The organism is Pseudomonas sp. MWU12-2345, from assembly GCF_023242385.1.
In the GTDB taxonomy this organism is placed as follows: Bacteria; Pseudomonadota; Gammaproteobacteria; order Pseudomonadales; family Pseudomonadaceae; genus Aquipseudomonas; species Aquipseudomonas gingeri_D.
This window is the reverse complement of sequence record NZ_JALLJA010000001.1, coordinates 1,017,081-1,034,358: the sequence shown is the minus strand read 5'-3', so window position 1 is coordinate 1,034,358 and position 17,278 is coordinate 1,017,081. Positions and strand designations below refer to the sequence as shown.

The 17,278-nt window shown below is 57.1% G+C and carries 18 protein-coding genes and 1 pseudogene; 7 read left to right on the top strand and 12 right to left on the bottom strand.

Going from position 1 to position 17,278, the window contains the following annotated elements:
- Window positions 1-143: 143 nt before the first annotated feature.
- Window positions 144-1,055, bottom strand: a complete 912-nt coding sequence (locus M5C71_RS04220; RefSeq protein ID WP_103495298.1) for a LysR family transcriptional regulator — start codon at window positions 1,053-1,055, stop codon at window positions 144-146.
- Between the two features lie 136 nt (window positions 1,056-1,191).
- On the opposite strand from M5C71_RS04220, the gene M5C71_RS04215 reads away from it, so the two are divergent.
- The 3 genes from M5C71_RS04215 to M5C71_RS04205 all read left to right on the top strand — a co-directional run bounded on the left by M5C71_RS04215 (window position 1,192) and on the right by M5C71_RS04205 (window position 3,836).
- Window positions 1,192-2,505: an MFS transporter gene (locus tag M5C71_RS04215; RefSeq protein ID WP_103495297.1), complete on the top strand. Its 1,314-nt coding sequence runs from the start codon at window positions 1,192-1,194 to the stop codon at window positions 2,503-2,505.
- A 37-nt stretch (window positions 2,506-2,542) separates the two neighbouring features.
- Window positions 2,543-3,292 (top strand): creatininase family protein, encoded by a 750-nt coding sequence (locus tag M5C71_RS04210; RefSeq protein ID WP_103495296.1) that lies wholly within the window; start codon window positions 2,543-2,545, stop codon window positions 3,290-3,292.
- A gap of 79 nt (window positions 3,293-3,371) precedes the next feature.
- On the top strand, window positions 3,372-3,836 hold the full coding sequence (locus M5C71_RS04205) for a RidA family protein (RefSeq protein ID WP_103495295.1): 465 nt from the start codon (window positions 3,372-3,374) through the stop codon (window positions 3,834-3,836).
- A 50-nt stretch (window positions 3,837-3,886) separates the two neighbouring features.
- Here M5C71_RS04205 and M5C71_RS04200 read toward each other — a convergent pair whose 3' ends face one another.
- From M5C71_RS04200 to M5C71_RS04185, 4 genes are all read right to left on the bottom strand, one after another.
- Window positions 3,887-5,143 carry an OprD family porin gene (locus M5C71_RS04200; protein ID WP_103495294.1) on the bottom strand — a complete coding sequence of 419 codons (1,257 nt, stop codon included), beginning with the start codon at window positions 5,141-5,143 and terminating at the stop codon, window positions 3,887-3,889.
- Window positions 5,144-5,671: 528 nt separating this feature from the next.
- Window positions 5,672-6,001 carry a hypothetical protein gene (locus tag M5C71_RS04195; RefSeq protein ID WP_248767305.1) on the bottom strand — a complete coding sequence of 110 codons (330 nt, stop codon included), beginning with the start codon at window positions 5,999-6,001 and terminating at the stop codon, window positions 5,672-5,674.
- 88 nt (window positions 6,002-6,089) lie between these two features.
- Complete coding sequence (locus M5C71_RS04190; RefSeq protein WP_248767304.1) at window positions 6,090-6,719, bottom strand: hypothetical protein; 630 nt, start codon at window positions 6,717-6,719, stop codon at window positions 6,090-6,092.
- A gap of 473 nt (window positions 6,720-7,192) precedes the next feature.
- On the bottom strand, window positions 7,193-7,498 hold the full coding sequence (locus M5C71_RS04185; protein WP_248767303.1) for a hypothetical protein: 306 nt from the start codon (window positions 7,496-7,498) through the stop codon (window positions 7,193-7,195).
- A 409-nt stretch (window positions 7,499-7,907) separates the two neighbouring features.
- Between M5C71_RS04185 and M5C71_RS04180 the strand changes: the two genes are divergently transcribed.
- Window positions 7,908-8,114 carry a hypothetical protein gene (locus M5C71_RS04180; protein WP_248767302.1) on the top strand — a complete coding sequence of 69 codons (207 nt, stop codon included), beginning with the start codon at window positions 7,908-7,910 and terminating at the stop codon, window positions 8,112-8,114.
- Between the two features lie 191 nt (window positions 8,115-8,305).
- Here the strand turns inward: M5C71_RS04180 and M5C71_RS04175 are convergent, their stop codons facing one another.
- The 4 genes and pseudogenes from M5C71_RS04175 to M5C71_RS04160 form a co-directional block, all read right to left on the bottom strand.
- The gene (locus M5C71_RS04175; protein ID WP_248767301.1) at window positions 8,306-8,653 is read right to left on the bottom strand and encodes a hypothetical protein; all 348 of its coding nucleotides are present in this window, start codon (window positions 8,651-8,653) and stop codon (window positions 8,306-8,308) included.
- 494 nt (window positions 8,654-9,147) lie between these two features.
- Window positions 9,148-9,321, bottom strand: a pseudogene (locus M5C71_RS04170) (MaoC/PaaZ C-terminal domain-containing protein); the annotation flags it as partial.
- Window positions 9,322-9,337: 16 nt separating this feature from the next.
- Entirely contained in the window at window positions 9,338-10,180 is an 843-nt protein-coding gene (gene panB, locus M5C71_RS04165) for a 3-methyl-2-oxobutanoate hydroxymethyltransferase (protein WP_248767300.1), read from the bottom strand.
- Window positions 10,181-10,204: 24 nt separating this feature from the next.
- On the bottom strand, window positions 10,205-10,822 hold the full coding sequence (locus tag M5C71_RS04160; RefSeq protein ID WP_248767299.1) for a LysE family translocator: 618 nt from the start codon (window positions 10,820-10,822) through the stop codon (window positions 10,205-10,207).
- A 148-nt stretch (window positions 10,823-10,970) separates the two neighbouring features.
- Between M5C71_RS04160 and M5C71_RS04155 the strand changes: the two genes are divergently transcribed.
- From M5C71_RS04155 to M5C71_RS04145, 3 genes are all read left to right on the top strand, one after another.
- Window positions 10,971-11,423, top strand: coding sequence for an Lrp/AsnC family transcriptional regulator (locus tag M5C71_RS04155; protein WP_248767298.1), 453 nt, complete (start codon window positions 10,971-10,973; stop codon window positions 11,421-11,423).
- A 162-nt stretch (window positions 11,424-11,585) separates the two neighbouring features.
- The gene (locus M5C71_RS04150; RefSeq protein ID WP_318654865.1) at window positions 11,586-12,458 is read left to right on the top strand and encodes an AraC family transcriptional regulator; all 873 of its coding nucleotides are present in this window, start codon (window positions 11,586-11,588) and stop codon (window positions 12,456-12,458) included.
- A gap of 147 nt (window positions 12,459-12,605) precedes the next feature.
- A complete protein-coding gene (locus M5C71_RS04145) occupies window positions 12,606-13,874 on the top strand; it encodes a DUF1479 domain-containing protein (RefSeq protein ID WP_248767296.1) in 1,269 nt (422 codons plus the stop codon).
- A 363-nt stretch (window positions 13,875-14,237) separates the two neighbouring features.
- On the opposite strand, the gene M5C71_RS04140 is transcribed toward M5C71_RS04145, so the two are convergent.
- From M5C71_RS04140 to M5C71_RS04130, 3 genes are all read right to left on the bottom strand, one after another.
- The gene (locus M5C71_RS04140; RefSeq protein ID WP_248767295.1) at window positions 14,238-15,167 is read right to left on the bottom strand and encodes a sugar ABC transporter substrate-binding protein; all 930 of its coding nucleotides are present in this window, start codon (window positions 15,165-15,167) and stop codon (window positions 14,238-14,240) included.
- 100 nt (window positions 15,168-15,267) lie between these two features.
- Window positions 15,268-16,056: a TIM barrel protein gene (locus M5C71_RS04135; RefSeq protein ID WP_248767294.1), complete on the bottom strand. Its 789-nt coding sequence runs from the start codon at window positions 16,054-16,056 to the stop codon at window positions 15,268-15,270.
- A complete protein-coding gene (locus tag M5C71_RS04130; protein ID WP_248767293.1) occupies window positions 16,056-17,075 on the bottom strand; it encodes a Gfo/Idh/MocA family oxidoreductase in 1,020 nt (339 codons plus the stop codon). The genes M5C71_RS04135 and M5C71_RS04130 overlap by 1 nt, the downstream gene beginning before the upstream one ends.
- Window positions 17,076-17,278 lie beyond the last annotated feature (203 nt).

The following is a 17,278-nucleotide window of genomic DNA, read 5'->3' as shown; positions in this document are numbered from 1 at the left end:
TGCACCAACCCGCTGCGTGAAGTGGTCATAGGTTGGGCTGTGAACGAGCCCCATGAAAGACAGGACACCGTTCCCCCCTTAAGATACGACCGTTCCGCCCTTAGCCGCTAGGCTCCGACGGTGGGGTGTCTACCCTGCGTCTCTCACGATTTAAACATTGGCAGGTATTGCAGCATCCAGTTCAGCAATTCTTGCGCCGGCGCGGCCAGTGGTCGCCCGGACTTCACTAGCAGCTTTGCCTCAACCCCCAGTAACAGCGGATGGTTGATCAAGATTGCCGCCAGTTGGCCCTTTTCGATTTCCCGGTAGGCCGCGAACTCCCCTGCCAACGAAGCAAAATCCCCTGAGGCCACTAACCGCTTGAGTGCGGCCAGTGAGTTGCTGATCAGCGTCGGGCGGATTTCGATCTTCTCGGCATACTCCAGCAGCTTGATCGCGTGCCCGATACCAAACGTCGTCGGTGTCAGTACCAGTTTGCAGCCGAGAATATCCTCGACACTCACTACCGTTCCGCGCACCGCCAACGGATGATCGGGGCGCACCAGCAGCATCACCGGCTGTGACGACGCGGCGCGATAATCGATGTGCGGATGTGCGGGTGGGTTATAGGCCAGGCCGATGTGCGCGCGGTTTTCCGCCACTTCGTTCAACACATCGTCCACCGGCAGGATATCCAGCGTGACATCGAGCTTGGGGTATTGCTTACAGAAGGGGGCGAGCACGTTGTCTACCAAGGCATCGACATAGCCTTCGCTGATGACGACTCGCACATGGCCCTGCTGCAGGCCCTTGATCGCCTGAAGCTGGTCTTCGAGCTTTTCCTGGTGCGATCGATAACCGCGCCAGAACTCCAGCAGATGCGCCGCCGCCTCGGTGGGCCGCACGCCACGGGCCTGGCGCTCGAACAGCTGCGCACCCAATTCCTCTTCCAGCAGTTTGATTTGACGGGTGATCACGGAGGGTGAGGTATTGATGCTCTCCGCCGCGCCCCGGATCGAGCCGTGCACCAGCACCTCGTGAAAGTAGCGAAGTCGTTGTTGATTGATTTCCCGCATGCAGGTTTACCCGTCAGAAAATTGCGTTGCCTGTAGAGCAACAGTATACGAACTTAGTTGCTATTGCTGGAGTTTACAAGTCGGCGCACCATTCCTTGGCAAGAACGTAGGCCAACAAAAATAATTGGAGACTCGTATGCCAACCTTTCTGGCGCCGGCAAGAAGTGATGCCATTCATGCCCTCTACCACAAGCTCAACTGGCGGCTGCTACCGCTGTTGTTCATCGGCTACGTCTTTGCCTACCTGGATCGCATCAACGTCGGCTTTGCCAAGCTGCAGATGCAAAGTGACTTGGGTTTGTCGGATGCGGCCTATGGCGCGGGCGCGGGAATTTTCTTTATCGGTTACGTCCTGTTTGAGCTACCCAGTACCCTGATGCTGCCACGCATCGGCGCGCGTAAAACCTTCAGCCGTATTCTCGTGCTGTGGGGCATCACATCGGCCTGCATGCTGTTTGTGCGCGACGTGCCGACGTTTTATGCCATGCGTTTCCTGCTGGGTGTATTCGAGGCCGGGTTTGCCCCGGGCATGATTTATTACCTGTCCCGCTGGTACGGCCCGAATCGCATGGCGCGGGCGATTGCAATCGTGTTCATTGCCGGGCCCATTGGCGGCATTCTTGGCGGTCCGTTGTCCGCCTGGTTGATCACTGCATTTGCCGGCGTGGGCGGCCTGGCCGGCTGGCAATGGATGTTTCTGATTGAAGGGTTGCCGTGTGTGTTCTTTGGCATTCTCATGTATTTCGTTCTTTCCGATCGACCGCTGGACGCCCCTTGGCTGAATGCGACAGAAAAGCACTTGCTGGAAACCGAACTGGGCGCGACGGCGGCGCGCAGCCATTCGTTCCGGGCGGTGTTGCGCGACCCCAAGATCTACGTGCTGGCGTCGGCGTACTTCTGCATCATCTTTTCGATCTATGCCATGAGCTTCTGGCTGCCGGCGATCATCAAGGCCCTGGGCGTCAACGATACCCGGCAACTGGGTTGGTATGCCGCCATTCCTTATGTCGGCGCGGCCCTGGGCATGTACTGGATCGGGCGCCGCTCCGATCGGGTGGGCGAGCGGCGCTACCACTGCGCGGTACCCGCGGCCATCGGCGCCCTCCTGTTGATCCTTTATCCCTTCGCCGGCGGCAACCTGTTGCTGTCGCTGGCGCTGCTCAGCCTGTCGATCAGCATGATGTTCATGGCCTACACCGTGTTGTGGGCAATGCCGTCCGAGCACATCAAGGGCGATGCGGCGGCAGGCGGTATTGCCTTGATCAACACCATCGGGCTTTGCGGTGGTTTCTGGGGGCCGGCCATGATCGGCTGGGCAAAAACCGCCACCGGCAGCCTGAATGCGGGGGTTGTTGCAGTAGGCTGCGTATTCCTGTGCGCGGCCTTCGTGATCATTTCGACCAAACCGCGAACGCGCGGCAGTTCGGCCCGCGAATACAGCATGGGTTGAGCAATCCCGTGTCACTGAAATCAAAGAGGAACCGAAAATGCTTTTATATCTATCGACCTGGGCCGAGATCGGGGAATTTCTCGAGCGCAGCCGTACCATCGTGATTCCGATCGGCTCCAACGAGCAACACGGCCCTACCGGCCTGCTGGGCACCGACTGGATGTGCCCCGAAATCATTGCGGGCGAAGCGCAAAAAAGCGCGGACATCCTGATTGCACCGACCTTCAATATCGGCATGGCCCAGCACCATATCGGCTTTCCCGGCACCATCTCGCTGCGCCCGTCGACCTTTATTGCCGCGATTGGGGACTGGGTGCATTCGCTGGCGGCTCATGGATTTGAAAAAATCCTCTTCCTCAATGGGCACGGTGGCAACGTCGCGTCGATTGAGGCGGCATTCTCCGAGCTCTACGCCGAGGCCAGTTTTGCCCGACGCCCGGCGGGGTTTGCGCTGAAGTTGTGCAACTGGTGGGACCTCGAAGGGGTCGGCGACCTGGCCAAGGAACAGTTCCCGACCGGGCACGGCGTTCATGCCACGCCGTCCGAGATTGCCGTCACCCAATGGGCCTACCCAGACTCGATCAAAACGGCCGAGTACTCGCCGCGGATAGCGCCGTGGGGGCCTATCCGTGAAGCGTACGACTTCCGCGCGCGCCATCTGGATGGCCGCATGGGCTCGGACCCGGCGCAGGCGACACCGGACAAGGGGCGCGATCTGGTGATGATGGCCGCGCAGAGCCTGATTCGCGAAGTCGAGGCTTTCAGTCACGAGCCGATCCCGGGCTGATACAGGTTTCAACCCCATCAACTTCGCCAGCGCCCGGTCAACCCGGGCGCTGGCATATTTGCAGTGAAGAGAGAAGACCATGAGTGAACATGACATCCATATCCGTCTCAACGACCTCGGAATCACCTTGCCCATCACCACCGCGCCGGCCGCCGCTTATGTGATGAGCGCGCAAAGTAGCAATCTGGTTTACCTGTCTGGGCACATTGCGAAGAAAGACGGTAAGGTATGGGCGGGAAAACTGGGTGATACACTGACCACTGAAGACGGTTACGCGGCCGCACGTGCGACGGCGATCGACTTGTTGGCGACGCTGTACGCGCATCTCGGCGATCTGAATCGGGTCGTTCGGATTGTTAAAGTGATGAGTCTGGTGAATTCGACCCCCAGCTTCACTGAGCAACACTTAGTCACCAACGGCGCATCGGAGCTGTTCGCCGAGGTGTTTGGCAATAGGGGGAAGCACGCCCGCTCGGCATTTGGCGTGGCGCAGATACCGTTGGGGGCGTGCGTCGAAATAGAGATGACCGTTGAGGTCAGTTGAAGGTGATGGCAACGCAAGAGGGGGTGAAGTTGTTCGCCCCCTCTTTGTTCTTAAAACAGCTTCCAAGTGTAACTGATGACCAAACGGTTCTCGGTGATGCCCGTGCGGTAGTTGGAACGCGCGACGGCATTGCGTATGCGTACGGCGAGGCCCTTCAGCTGGGGCGATTGGAACGTGTAGCTGAGGTCCAGATCACGTTCCCGGTCCTTGCCTTCGTAACCCGCGGCTGTCGTCACGTTGTTGCCGGTGACATAGCGAGCACTGGCCAGCAGGCCGGGCACCTTCAGGGCGGCGAAATCATAGTCATAACGCAGTTGGTAGGAGCGTTCGTGGGTGGAGACGAACTCATAGGTCGGCAGTTCATTGCCCAGTGCGCTGACATTGAGAAAAAGCCGGGGAAAGGGACTGTCGCCATACATGCCCTGGTAACCGGCATAGAACGTATGCCCTCCATGCTTGGCCGAGAGCAAGGAGAAGAAGGACTGGTTGTCAATCTTGCCGACCAGTTTTCGACCTTCCTCTTTAGCATCGTAGTAACCGATATTGGCGCCCAGCACCCAGTCTCCCATCGGCTGGCTATGTTTGAGGCCGAAGAAGTTCTGGTCGTAGATGTCCTCCAACTGCGAGAACCAGGCGCTCACGGTGCTGCGTTCATCGTTGAACGTGTAATCGGCGCCCGCGTAGTTGAAGGCATCACTCGACACCTGACCTTGTAGCTTGTTGCCCAGCAAGGCCTGCAGTCGGCTTTCGCCGGCCTCGTTGCGCAGGCTGGTCGAGGTGAGATGCCCGCCTTGCAGCGTCAGGCCGGGAACTTCAGTGCTGGTAACGCTCGCGCCCTGGTAAGTCGGCGGGAGCAGCCGAATATCGCTGAACACCAATGTTGGCAGATTGGGTTGCAGCTCACCGAACTTCAGTACGGTTTTGGAAATGCGAATCTTGGCCGCGAACCCCAGTCGAGCATATTCGTCAGCGGCTTGGCCGTCGCTCTTTACCGGTAATAGCCCCGTGTTAGTCAGACCTGGACTGCTATCGAGCTTGATGCCGAATTTACCGACAGCATCCAAGCCAAATCCAATCGGTCCGGGCGTATACCCGGACGCGAAGTTGAGAATGAAGCCCTGGGCCCATTCCTGTGACAATGACTGCGTTGTTCCGTGGAGATCGGAGAAGTCCCGGCTGAAAAAGTAGTTGCGGGTCTGCAAGGTCGCCGTGGACTGTTCTAGGAACCCGGTATCGGCGCCATGTGCCAGGTTCACACCGGCGAAGGTAAAAAACAGCGCACACAGCTTGCCTGTATTTCTGGTCATATTTTCAATTCTCGTTTTTATTAGACATGACTCTCCCGTAGGCCCTTATTCGGGGCTTGCGGGTATGCAGGGGAGGTATGACAGCCAGCAACGTACTGCTCAGGCAGGTGCTGCGTTGTCGAGAGTCATGTTCGCTGCATTGACCAGACGCAGCAAGAGCAACTTTATTCAGGTAGCGTTGCTCTGCAGGCAACGAAAAGTGAGGCGGCGATTAGCCTGATGTATGGATTTTGAGAATTAAAGCTGTCGCAGACGCTCCGCAAAATTTGCAGCCTCCAAGATACCTCCAAAGCCACGCAAAACTGTCGCAACCTCTCAACAAGCCTGCCCAACGCATTGCTCTTGAGAATTAAAACTGTCGCACTACGTTCGTGATACTCAGGATGAGATCAATGCAGCCATTTTCAGGTTCTCCTATCTGCTAAAACTTGCCTCAAGCTAAATCTGAACAGAATCGAGTGACGGAAATGAAAAAAAAGCCCGACAGCGTCGGGCTTGAGTGAGGTGTTGCTGTAGGCCGATTCCAGGTTATGAATCAACCCGCTCGTCCTTGAGTGACAGGAGCAGATACGGCGTCTCTGGGTCCGTTTCCACCAGTTTGAGCGTCAGCTCCAGAGAGGACTGCTTCGTGCGACGCCCTGTGTGCAGCCGCTGGTAGAGCCCGAAGTGAATCTGCCGAGCGTCCGGTTGCCGGTGATGGGCTTTGCTCACGGCGTGCAGCAGATCCAACAGCCGACTCTCGTAGGTTGAACCACATCGGTACTGATTGCTCTGCACCGCTTTGTCCCAGGCCCGTGGCGTGACGGACAGTGAGTACTTCATCTTGCTGACGCGATCTGGGTTCGGTTGTGGGGACATGAGATTTCTCCAGTTCAGAGAAATCACCGCCCCGGCCGGGAGGTGATTTCCCGGTGACGGTTATTGAGGCTTTATCCAGCCTTGAGTATCAGTAGGTGCAGCAGGTGACGCCTGTATCGTGGAGCGCCTTCAACACAGGCACTCGCCATCTGGGTGAAACCAAAAAGCCTTTCAGCTCCCTGGCTTGTCGACGGGCAAGATTCGCTGATTCGTAGGCCTCTACACGCATGTCCTCGTTGGCTTGTGCGAGCTGTGCCTGTATCCGTGCCTCCAGCACGCGCACGTCTTCATCCGTACGACAGGGACGTCGCCAAACGATCTCAGAGGGGCCAACAACGCCTGAGAGCACCCGTTGAACATCAGCGCGTTCACAGATCACAGGGCCTCGTTTACAGGCCTCGGACGGGGTGTAGTAGACCTCGACCGTGCGCGGATCGAACGACTCCGCTGCACTCAGTTTCGGATACGCATGCAGCTCCTCGAACCGTGAGGTACAGAGCACAATGGCGTCTTCAATCAGACCCGCATGCACCACCTCGTACGCGCCGGTGACTTGGTAGTAACCCACACGCGGCGCTTCTTCCGGCAAGCGCATGACACCGCTGCAGATGATCGTGAACTGCCGCTGAAACGCGTCCAGGCGCAGAAACGAATCGGGGACGTAAGGATTCCGAATGAACGGAAACGGTAGGCACAGCACATTCAGTAGCTTTCCCATAAAGCACTCCTGGGGGCGGGACTGAGCTCGCCCCATAGGGCGAGAATCCCTATGGATGGATGTGAGGTTGAAACCGTGGTCAGGAGCCGTGGAGGACACCCAACATCAATGGAGCCGCGTGACGACGATCAGCCGCACGAACGCATGTGGCCTGTTCGTAGCCGGAGCCGCAGAGTGAGGTATCTGTCTTGCCGACCTGACGACAGATCAGTGGCCTGACAGAAGGTGTTGGGTGGGCATGGTCGACAAACACCACGCCCATGAAGTGAAGGCCGATCAGCTGCGGGCATCGCAGGGAGCCGGTGTTCGATCAGCGTGTCAGCGTCTGCGCTGACGGAGTAAAGACCGAGCGGTTGAGGCTCGTTGCAGAAAATATTGGGCATGGTGATTCTCCAGATTCATGAAGCGGAACGCGGAGAACACTTCTCCCGGCGGGGAAGGATTCCCCGCGTGGGTGGGTACAACGGATGGTGTTACGCCAGGTACTTGAGTCCAGAAGTGACCAAGCCGGAAGATACACCGGCTGTGGCGCCTATGATCAACAAGAGACGTATCGTCAGGTTTTTGCTCAAGATATCCACCTTGGCGTCAAGCTTCACGAGGCTTTTCTGAAGCTCGGAGATGTCGATCTTCAATTCGGCACGAAGCACCGCGAGATCAGTTTTACTCGCAAGGGTTGAGGTCATCTCTTTCTCCATTGCCTCAATGACGGCAGTAGCGTGTACTTCTGGAACGTTGGATGCGACCAACGCTTTGTATAAAACAGTTTCCATTTTCATGGAGCCTCCAAGATTAAGGGAGGACCTGGCCCATACGGGCGAGGCCCGTATGGGGGAAACAGTGAAGCAACAGCAGAGCTTCCATCGACAGCAGTCGATCGGTCGCGCTACTGGAAGCGTTGCGACCTGGGGAGTGGATCATGCGCAATGGCGCATCGTAGCCTCCCGGATCCAAGCTACATGGACAGGGTGTTGACAACGTCAGCGGTATGCACCGACACAATGAATAACGCCGCAGGGGGCTGTCAAAACCCGAACTGCTACAAGCTTTTTCAGGTCGTTGGCGTCAGTACAGAATGGGGCAGGGGGCTTCAGCAGACTGCACACCTAGCTCCGAGTCTTGACCTGCGACTGACGCTGGCTTAGCTTCCTCGCTCGCCCCACCAACCGAACACAAAGGCACATCAAGATGGGAGACGAATTGGCGGATTATGTTGTTACTGCCGTCTGCTTTCCTATTGGCTGGCCGATAGTGAAGTTGCTTACGTTAGGTAAATACCCAGTTAAGGGTTCTTGGTTCGCTTTCACCGCTCAGAGTCAGTGGACTACGATGACGGGGGTTGCCTTTCTGCTGATCGCAATGATGATTGCTCTGAAGCAATTCGATATTTTGTAAATTGAACAGCGGTAGCTGGCCTCAGATGACGGACGCTTCACTCGATTTGTTTGCGGTGTCATCCACCGTCCGCATCACACCCATCTGACTTGCCATTCTTTGAGGCAAGCTGAGGGGGGGGTAATACCGCTGTTAAACTTCAGACTCGGATGAGCGCAAAGCCCGGCTTTCCGCTCACCCGCAGAACGTGGTCAGCCGCTGACGCTGATTGCTTGCCCATCCAGCACAGAGTCCATTTTGAGCTGTGCCAACTCAATCAAATGCACCACACCCATCGCCACCTTGCGGTTCGAACCGGTCTGGTTGTCGGCGTGCTCATAGGCCGTGGCCGCGGCGGATTGCAGAATCGAGTAGACGTTGGCCAGGGCGTCTTCCTGGTGCCTGGGTTCATGCAGATGATCGTGCAGCGTGGTGACAGGGGCAGGTTTTGATCCTGCGCCCGGGCCGAGGTTGTAGTGAGACAAAGCCCGGTCGGCGATACGAGGGTCGATGGATTCAACGTTGGAGAAAACAGGCGGATTCGGGGTGGGTTTGAACATGTGGCGTAACTCCCTAGTTTGAATGGAGCCGCCGCAGATCGCGACTAAACGATGGGTGGCGGCCATACGCAGGTTAGTCGACCGGAAACTAGGGAACCGGCGCACCCGAGGGTGCCCTGCGCACGGCCACCATATTGTGCAGGCGATAAAAAACGCCTGTCTCAAAGGGGACGCAGTGCGCCGTAGTTTCGCGGGCGACTAAACCCGATCACTGATGAGCAGTGACGAGTCGAAGCCTAGCCGCGAGATCAGGCGCAAACAAGCGGTCAGGATTTTCTAGGAAATTTCACTCAAGGGAAAGAGAGATCTCTTGCGTGCCGCTGAAATCACGGTCTTCCGTTAGGGGGGGCGAGGGCGATTGGCTGTAGGGCCAATCCAGCGGATTCCATGACCATCCGGACACCGATTTCACGGCCATTCGGACACTTTCAGGCAGGCAGCAACGCAGGATTAGTCACTACCTGTCAACGCCGGCCCAAAACTGACCCCTTGGGGATGGGCGTCTTGAACCTGCGCAGTTGCGCATAGCGTGCATCACAGTGAACCGGATTGTAGTCGCGAGAAATTTGGGAAAATTGACGAATCTCCTCATCTGAAAAACAGCGGAATATCGTGAACCGGTCGCCTATCTGTAAACCTTCAGCTGCGCGTTCTCTGGGGCTCTTCATAACGATTCCCGCGCAGTTAAAATGTGTGTTCGGGACCTGGGAACGTTCCTGCCCCCACTTCAAGTGCAAAGTCCCTTGCCGCCGTGTGAAGCACTGAACGAAGGTCAGCGTACTGTTTGACGAATCGCGGCAAGCGACCGGTGCGCAGTCCTGCCATATCCTGCCAGACCAACACCTGTGCATCGCATTGGTTGCCCGCGCCAATTCCGACGGTAGGAATTGAAACGGCTTCAGTGATCGCTCGCCCCACATCTCCCGGCACCATCTCGATCAAAACAGCAAATGCACCCGCTGCTTCAAACGCTCTGGCACTGTCTATCAGGCGCTGCGCATCTTCGCCCCGACCTTGAACACGGTAACCACCTAGTTGATGTTCCATCTGCGGCGTGAAGCCGATGTGAGCCATGACGGGAATGCCGGACTGAACGAGTTTCTCGACCTGAGGCAGCGTTTCAACTCCTCCCTCGAGTTTGACAGCATGCGCACCGCCTTCCTTCATGAACCGGACGGCGGTATGGAAGCATTGTTCCGCCGAGGCCTGATAAGAGCCGAAAGGAAGATCGGCGATCACCAGTGCCCGCCGTGTCGAACGGCTGACCGAGCGAACCAGAGGGATAAGTTCGTCGACAGTGATGGATAGGGTGGATTCATTACCATAGACATTGTTGGACGCAGAGTCGCCGACCAACAGGACGGGTATTCCCGCTTCCTCGAAGATGGCTGCGCTGTACATGTCATAAGCCGTGAGCATCGCCCATTTCTGCCCCTCTACTTTCATTTGTTTTAGATGGGGGATCCGGACACGCGGTGCCTGGGAGACGTCAGAGATACCGCCATATGGTGAAGACTGATCGGTCATGGTGTCGCCTTGTTTAAAAATGGATTAACCCAGCATTTGCTCGATGAGCAAAGCGATCGCGATGGTGATCATTGCTGCGCCGGAGAGTCGGCTGACCAAACGAGCCGCAACTGGACGTGCCTGCAGTACCACCTGTGAGCCAAATCCGACTAGCAGATAGATCACGCCGCAACTGACAGTGTGAATGAGCCCCAGTGCAATCATCTGCATCGGCACAGACCAGGCAGCGGTGGCGTCGGTGAACTGAGGCAACAGTGCCAGGAACAGCAGGAACACCTTCGGATTCAGCCCGCTCACGCAAAGGCCCTTGATCGCCCAGCGCGTCCAGGAACCTGACGTCTGAACATCATCAGAGTGTGGCGTAGCGGGGTGGGCAAGCATATTTAGACCCAACCAAAGCAGATAGCCCGCCCCGGCAACGGTCAGTACGGTCAAGGCAGTGGGGTGGTTCGCAACCAGCGTGCCAACACCACCAGCAACAATCATGGTAGCGATCAAATGGCCGGATAAGAGCCCGCCCACGGCGGGTATGACGACTCGGCCCTTCATACCTGCGGAAATCGCATAGGCCCAATCTGCGCCTGGCGTGATGACGAATAGAATCGACACTGCCCAAAAGGCAACAAAAACGCTCAAGGTCATGGTGTCACCCACCTCTGCTGCTGACACACCGCGTGCTGCATCGTCCGGCTCCGGTAATTATTGGTGCGAAGAAGAATAATGAATTATTGTTAGAATTTACTTCCAAAGATAATCATTTTGTTCGTGCAATAAGGGGAGATTCTTCCAAATGGATAGGATTGATCGAAAGATTCTTTCTGAGCTGCAAAGGGACGGTCGTCTTTCGGTCACCGAACTGGCCGAGCGTGTGGGGCTGAGTCTTTCCCCTTGTCATCGACGAGTACGGGCCCTGGAAGAGTCGGGTGTATTGCTCGGCTATAGAGCACAACTGGACCCGGGCGCATTGGGTCTTAACTTTTCCGCCATGGTGTTCGCTACATTGCGCGAGGGGAATAGGCAGGCTGTCGAGGCTTTCGAGACGGCGCTCGTTGACATCCCGCAGGTGGTCGATGCCCAAAGGTTATTTGGCGAGCCGGACTATCTGCTGCATGTCATCACCCAGGATTTGCCCGCATTTCAACGGCTTTATGATGAAAGCCTGTCGACATTGCCCAATGTGCAGCGCTTGACGTCGACGCTTGTTATGAAGCGGGTTGTGCAGGACAGGCCATTGCCTCTATAGCGCTGGATGTAGGCGAAAAGGCATGGGATACCAGTGTGCGAGTGTGAGCTGGAAAATGTCCGTTTTTGGCCGATTCCGGCTTATCGCCTGACAGTGTGTGTATGGATACTGAGTGGTACGATTATGGCGTGTTAGGGTAGTTATAGAGCAGAATCCGTCGCCATGAGACCCAGTTTCGAGAAAGTGCCAACGGAGGCGGATGCCTCTTGGGCGCTATTGAACAGACGCTTGTCGGACGCCATTCCGTTCGAATGGCATCATCATCCCGAGTACGAGCTGACGCTCACGTTGAACAGTCGTGGCCACCGCTACATCAGCAATGACGTCGCACCTTACGATGATGGGGATCTGATTCTGCTGGGGCCTAATGTTCCCCATAGCTGGTCGTCAGCGGAGCTCATTGATCCGGGACAACCGCATGTTGCTCTGGTGATCTGGTTTTCAGCGGCATGGGCTGAGTCGCTGGTGACGTTGTTTCCGGAGCTGGGACAGCTTCGACAATTACTGGCGGCTGCTCAGCACGCCTTGAGTTTCAGTGAAGCGGTTTCTCGGGAAATACGGCCAATCATCGAGGCAATGGTCAACCAGGAGCCGTCCGAGCGATTAATCGCGTTGCTTGCGGTGCTCAACAAGCTGGCAAGAGACGTCGATGCCACCAGGATCCTGCCGGCACTGGCCTCAAAGGCTGGCAGCCACATCGTCGAAGACGCGCGCATCCACCGAGTCCTGGAGTATGTGCATGGTCACTATGCACATGCACTCAGTATTCCCACGTTGGCCGAGATGGCTTGTGTCAGCGTATCGGCATTCCATCGGATGTTTCGCAGGCATACGCGTTGTACCGCTCTGGACTACATCGTTCGACTGCGGGTAGGACATGCGTGCGCGTTGTTGATGCAGGGGCACTTGACGGTATCCATGATTGCAGAGGAAGTGGGTTACTCGTCGCAGGCGTTGTTCAATCGCCAGTTCAAGGCGCTGAAAGGGCTGACACCATCGGAATTTCGCCGACAGCACGGCCATCATTTTCAGTAAAGGACTCATGCTCAGTAGATCGATACTCCAGGACTATCTGATCAGAACGCCATAATCCTACTACCTGACGCCTCAAATGAGGCTGCCGCTGCCGTAACTGAAAGTGGTTCCATACCTGCATGAATAACAAAAGCAGCAGGTAAACCCGTGAGTAAATACCAGGCCTTTGAAAGCGCTACGCTTCCGGAAAATTACAGGGATAGCATCGTCAAGATGAAGCGGGCATTACGCGCGCAGATCGGAAACGTGGAATCCTTGTTCGCACAGGTCAGTGAATTCATTGCCGTCGAAATCGCCTCAGTCAAGGAACAGGAGGCACTCACAGGCTCGGGATGGCCTGTGCTGGAATTTGAAGACATCAGCGTAGACAAGGTCACCGAAGAGCAGTTGGCCCTGATCAAGCGCAGGGGCTGTGTCGTCATCAGAAACCATTTCCCCAGAGGACAGGTATTGGGGTGGGATAAAGGACTGCTGGATTACTTGGACAAAAACCAATTCGATGCGGTTTATCGTGGTCCTGCCGACCAGTTTTTCGGAAGCCTGGAGGCATCTCGTCCCGAGATTTTCCCTATTTATTGGTCTGAGTCGCAAATGCAGCTCCGTCAGGATGAGCGGATGGGCGCAGCACAATCGTTCTTGAATCGCCTGTGGACGACCTACTCTCAAGGTCAGGAATGGTTCAATCCGGATGTCAACGCACTTTATCCAGATCGGGTACGCCGTCGTCCGCCAGGCACAGACTCAAAGGGGCTTGGACCCCATACCGACTCAGGTGCTTTGGAGCGCTGGTTGCACCCGGCGTACCTGAAAATCTTCGACAAAATCTACAATAACAACTTCAGTTCATACGATCCCTGGGACGCAGCCTTCCGCACCGAGGTCGATGAGTACGCCTACAAAGACACAGTGAGGTGCTCTGCGTTCCGGACGTTTCAAGGATGGACCGCGCTGTCTGACATGAAGGCCGATCAGGGTGTATTGCATACCTTGCCAATCCCGAAAGCGATGGCCTACCTGCTGCTTCGGCCTCTGCTCGATGATGTGCCCGAAGATGAGTTGTGTGGGGTCGCGCCAGGCAAGGTTCTTCCGGTTTCCCGAAAATGGCACCCGCTGCTGGTCGAGGGGTTGAGTCCGATTCCGGATGTTCAGGCTGGCGACTCGGTTTGGTGGCACTGCGATGTAATCCATAGCGTCGCGCCCGTGGACAATCAACAGGGCTGGGGCAACGTCATGTACGTGCCCGCGGCGCCTATGTGCCCGAAAAACCTGCGTTACGCCAGGGATGTGTGTAGGGCATTCGAGCAGGGCGTGTCCCCTGACGACTTTCCTCGTGAAGATTACGAAAAGGCCTGGGAGGAGCGTTTCACCGTAGAGCGCCTGAACGCGCTGGGACGTGCCGGTCTTGGGCTTGAATAACCGCAACACGTGCACTGGATCTCAAGAGTCCCGCTGTCCATAATCTTTCCTGTCAGCTAGGTTGTTGTTGTGCGACAAAGACTTTTGGAATCAGTGGATTGCTGTGGGGCCGGTAGACCGTTTTCCGCTCAAAATACACAAGAATGCCACTCAATAGAGTGGCGTTCTTGTTTGTGCGTTTTCCAGTCTGTTATCTTTTTCCTGAAGGCGGTCATCAGACAATTCGCTTTCCAATGACTGATGTTTTCTGGGAAATCCTTTCACCTTGTGCTTACCGAAACCGCTCTCTAGTCTTCGTTCGTCATTGCAAAATCAGTGCTAATCCCAGAGCGGGAAAGCGGCGTCAGTGCTGAGCATTCGACGCTATTTGTAATGTTGCTCAAACATGGCCACCTGTTCCGGTGTGATCAGTTGAAAGGGCACCCAGACATCTGTCTCGACCGGCTCGCCCTTGATCATTTTGATGGCCGCTTGCAGTGCGACGCTGGCTTGGGCCTTGGGGTCTTGAAAGACCGAGGCGACCAGCATCCCGCGCTTGATCGCTGCCAGTCCGTCAGGCAGGCCGTCGATGCCGACAATTGCTATTTCACCCTTGGCTTTACCGGCTTGCTGCAGTGCCATGGCGGCGCCGATGGCCATCTCGTCATTGTTGGCCACGATGGCGTCAAAGCTGGCGCCGGCCAGCAGCCAGTTGCTAGTCAGGTCCATGCCTTTGTTGCGCTGCCATTCAGCCGTTTGTTGTTCGACGATCTTGATGCCGGGATAGTCCTTGAGCACCTGTTTGACGCCTTCGGTGCGGTCATGCGTGGAGTTTTGCGCCAGGTCGCCCATGATGATCGCGAGGGTGCCTTTGCCCCCCAGCTTTTTCGCCAGATAGCGCATCTGCAGCTGTCCGGCCTCAATGTCATTGGACGCCACAGTGACCACGCCTTTGGGCAGGGTACGTTCGTCCGGGTGGCGGTTGACGTAGACCAACGGGGTCTTCGCCTCGACGGCGGCGCGGGTCACGTTGGCGGTGGCAGCGGTGTCCACGGGCAAGACGATGACCGCGTCCACCTTCTGGTTGAGAAAGTCCTGGACCTGATTGAGCTGGCGCACCACGTCGCCCTGGGCATCCTCGAACTGGATCTGGACGTTTTCCTTTTTAGCGGCGTCTTCCAGGCCGCTGCGGACATAGGTCATGAAGTTGTCGTCAACCCTGGCAATGCTGACGCCGATGCGATAGCTGGAGGCGGCGGCCCATTGGCTGAAGAATAATAACAGCGTGGCAAAAAGCAGTGCGTAGCGACGCATGATGGTTTTCCTTTTGTTGTTATGAGTTGAAATTCATCAAGATCAAACCTGTGGGCTGCCGGCACTCGGCGGATCAGATCCGCCAGGAGCGCCCGTTCCCTCAGTCCAGCGTGAACGCCTGCCGAAAGCGCTCAAGTGCCGTTTCGCTGTCGCCGCTGGCCCAGCCCTCGAGCCCGACCACGCCCGTATATCCCATGCCGAACAAGGCCCTGGCAATAGCCGGATAATGAATCTCGCCGGTGCCGGGCTCCTTGCGCCCCGGGACATCTGCGACCTGGATTTCGCCGATGGCAGGGCCGGCGCGCTGGATGAGTTCGATCAGGTTCCCTTCACCGATCTGCGCGTGGTAGAGGTCCAGGTTCATCTTCAGGTGCGGGCTACCCACGGCCTCGATCAGCGCCAGGGTGTCGTCGGCGCGGGCGAACGGAGTGCCGGGATGGTCGACCTTGGTGTTGAGGTTTTCCAGCAGGAACACCCGACCGGCGTCTTCACCCAGGCGGGCGATTTTTTCCAGGGTCTTGCAGGCGCTCAGCCACATGCGTCCGCTGGCGTTGGCGACGGGTTTGACCGGCAGGCCTTTGTCACCCAGGCCCGTACCATGCAGGTTGAGGCTCGGGCAGTTCAGTTGCTCCGCCACGGCCAATGACTCCCGGGCGCTGTCGAGCAACTGGCGGATCTCTTCGGGGTCGGTCAGGTTGCCGGAGATATAGCCGGTCATGGAGGTGAAGTCGGCGCCGGTGGCAACCAGTGCAGCTATGTCCTTCTTCGTCCAGTCCCAGATTTCGGCGCTGAAACCCAGCCCGTGGATACGTTTGACACGCTCGGTGAACGGCAGGTCGAGGAAGACCATCTCGGCACTGATTGCCAACTTGAACGGTGAGAAACTCATCAATGGGCTCCTTGCACGCGTACTGTGTTGCCCTGTTGAAAGGATTCGATGCATGCCCGGGCAATCGCCAGGGCCGCCCGAGCATCTTCGCCGCTGGCCAAGGGTTTTTCCCCGGAGCGTAGGCAGCCGACAAAATGATTGAGCTCGGCAATGTAGGCATCGCGCAGCAGGTCGGTGTCAAGGCGCAGGGTGTCGGCCTGGATACCGCCGGCCAGGTAGCGCACCAGGTCCGAGTCATTGACGTTGCCCATGGTCAGCATGCCGGCACTGCCGAAAACTTCCCCGCGCACATCGTATCCATACACCGCCTGGAAGTTGGCTTCGGCCGTGGCGATGGCGCCGTTGTCGAAGCGAATCGTCACCACGGCGGTATCCAGCAGGCCCTTGTCCTTGTACGCCGGAGCGATCAGGGCATCGGCCATGACATGCACCTCTACGGCTTCGGCGCCCGGGTTCAGGTAGCGTAGGGTGTCGAAGTCATGAATCAGGGTTTCGAGAAAAATCACCCACTGCGGCGAGGCGGCCGGGTTGTTCAGCGCCGGGTCGCGGGTCAGCGAGCGCAGCAGTTGCGGCGTGCCGATGCGGCCGGCGAGCACATCCAGGTGGGCGGCACGAAAGCTTCTGGCAAAGCGCCGGTTGAAGCCGACCTGCAGCGTGATGCGGGCATCGGCGGCAGCGGCAATGGCGCGGTTGGCTTCGTCCAGGGTGATGGCCATGGGTTTTTCACAGAACACACCCTTGCCAGCGCGGGCGGCGCTGATCACCAGTTCGGCATGGCTGCGGGCTGGAGCGGCGATCAGGACCGCGTCGATCTCCGGGTCATCGAGCAATTGCTGTGGATCGATATAGACCCGCGCCACCCCCAACTCTGCCGCCAGGCGCGCGGCCTGTCCGGGTGTCGGGTCGGCGATGGCGGCCAGACAAGCGCCAGGAATGTGCCGGGCTGCGGTCAGGCCGTGAAAGCTGCCCATGCGGCCGGCGCCGATAAGGCCGAGGCGGATGGTCTTGGATGCACTCATGAATGACTTCCTTTTATTGTTGTTCAATGACTCGACAGCAGGAATGCCCTCGCTGGTACAAGGCTGTCAGCAAGTGCTATGCCAATATTTAACTTATTGATATTTAATGAGTTAATCGAATGTCGTTGAAATAAGTGTTCATTCTTATGACATGTCTATACTGACATGTTGAAAATATGAACACGGGAGTAGGGTGTGAACCA

Bases quoted from the DNA above. Each gene is read 5' to 3' on its own strand.
- M5C71_RS04220 (WP_103495298.1), bottom strand. From the start codon at position 1,055: ATGCGGGAAATCAATCAACAACGACTTCGCTACTTTCACGAGGTGCTG.
- M5C71_RS04215 (WP_103495297.1), top strand. From the start codon at position 1,192: ATGCCAACCTTTCTGGCGCCGGCAAGAAGTGATGCCATTCATGCCCTC.
- M5C71_RS04210 (WP_103495296.1), top strand. From the start codon at position 2,543: ATGCTTTTATATCTATCGACCTGGGCCGAGATCGGGGAATTTCTCGAG.
- M5C71_RS04205 (WP_103495295.1), top strand. From the start codon at position 3,372: ATGAGTGAACATGACATCCATATCCGTCTCAACGACCTCGGAATCACC.
- M5C71_RS04200 (WP_103495294.1), bottom strand. From the start codon at position 5,143: ATGACCAGAAATACAGGCAAGCTGTGTGCGCTGTTTTTTACCTTCGCC.
- M5C71_RS04195 (WP_248767305.1), bottom strand. From the start codon at position 6,001: ATGTCCCCACAACCGAACCCAGATCGCGTCAGCAAGATGAAGTACTCA.
- M5C71_RS04190 (WP_248767304.1), bottom strand. From the start codon at position 6,719: ATGGGAAAGCTACTGAATGTGCTGTGCCTACCGTTTCCGTTCATTCGG.
- M5C71_RS04185 (WP_248767303.1), bottom strand. From the start codon at position 7,498: ATGAAAATGGAAACTGTTTTATACAAAGCGTTGGTCGCATCCAACGTT.
- M5C71_RS04180 (WP_248767302.1), top strand. From the start codon at position 7,908: ATGGGAGACGAATTGGCGGATTATGTTGTTACTGCCGTCTGCTTTCCT.
- M5C71_RS04175 (WP_248767301.1), bottom strand. From the start codon at position 8,653: ATGTTCAAACCCACCCCGAATCCGCCTGTTTTCTCCAACGTTGAATCC.
- panB (WP_248767300.1), bottom strand. From the start codon at position 10,180: ATGACCGATCAGTCTTCACCATATGGCGGTATCTCTGACGTCTCCCAG.
- M5C71_RS04160 (WP_248767299.1), bottom strand. From the start codon at position 10,822: ATGACCTTGAGCGTTTTTGTTGCCTTTTGGGCAGTGTCGATTCTATTC.
- M5C71_RS04155 (WP_248767298.1), top strand. From the start codon at position 10,971: ATGGATAGGATTGATCGAAAGATTCTTTCTGAGCTGCAAAGGGACGGT.
- M5C71_RS04150 (WP_318654865.1), top strand. From the start codon at position 11,586: ATGAGACCCAGTTTCGAGAAAGTGCCAACGGAGGCGGATGCCTCTTGG.
- M5C71_RS04140 (WP_248767295.1), bottom strand. From the start codon at position 15,167: ATGCGTCGCTACGCACTGCTTTTTGCCACGCTGTTATTATTCTTCAGC.
- M5C71_RS04135 (WP_248767294.1), bottom strand. From the start codon at position 16,056: ATGAGTTTCTCACCGTTCAAGTTGGCAATCAGTGCCGAGATGGTCTTC.
- M5C71_RS04130 (WP_248767293.1), bottom strand. From the start codon at position 17,075: ATGAGTGCATCCAAGACCATCCGCCTCGGCCTTATCGGCGCCGGCCGC.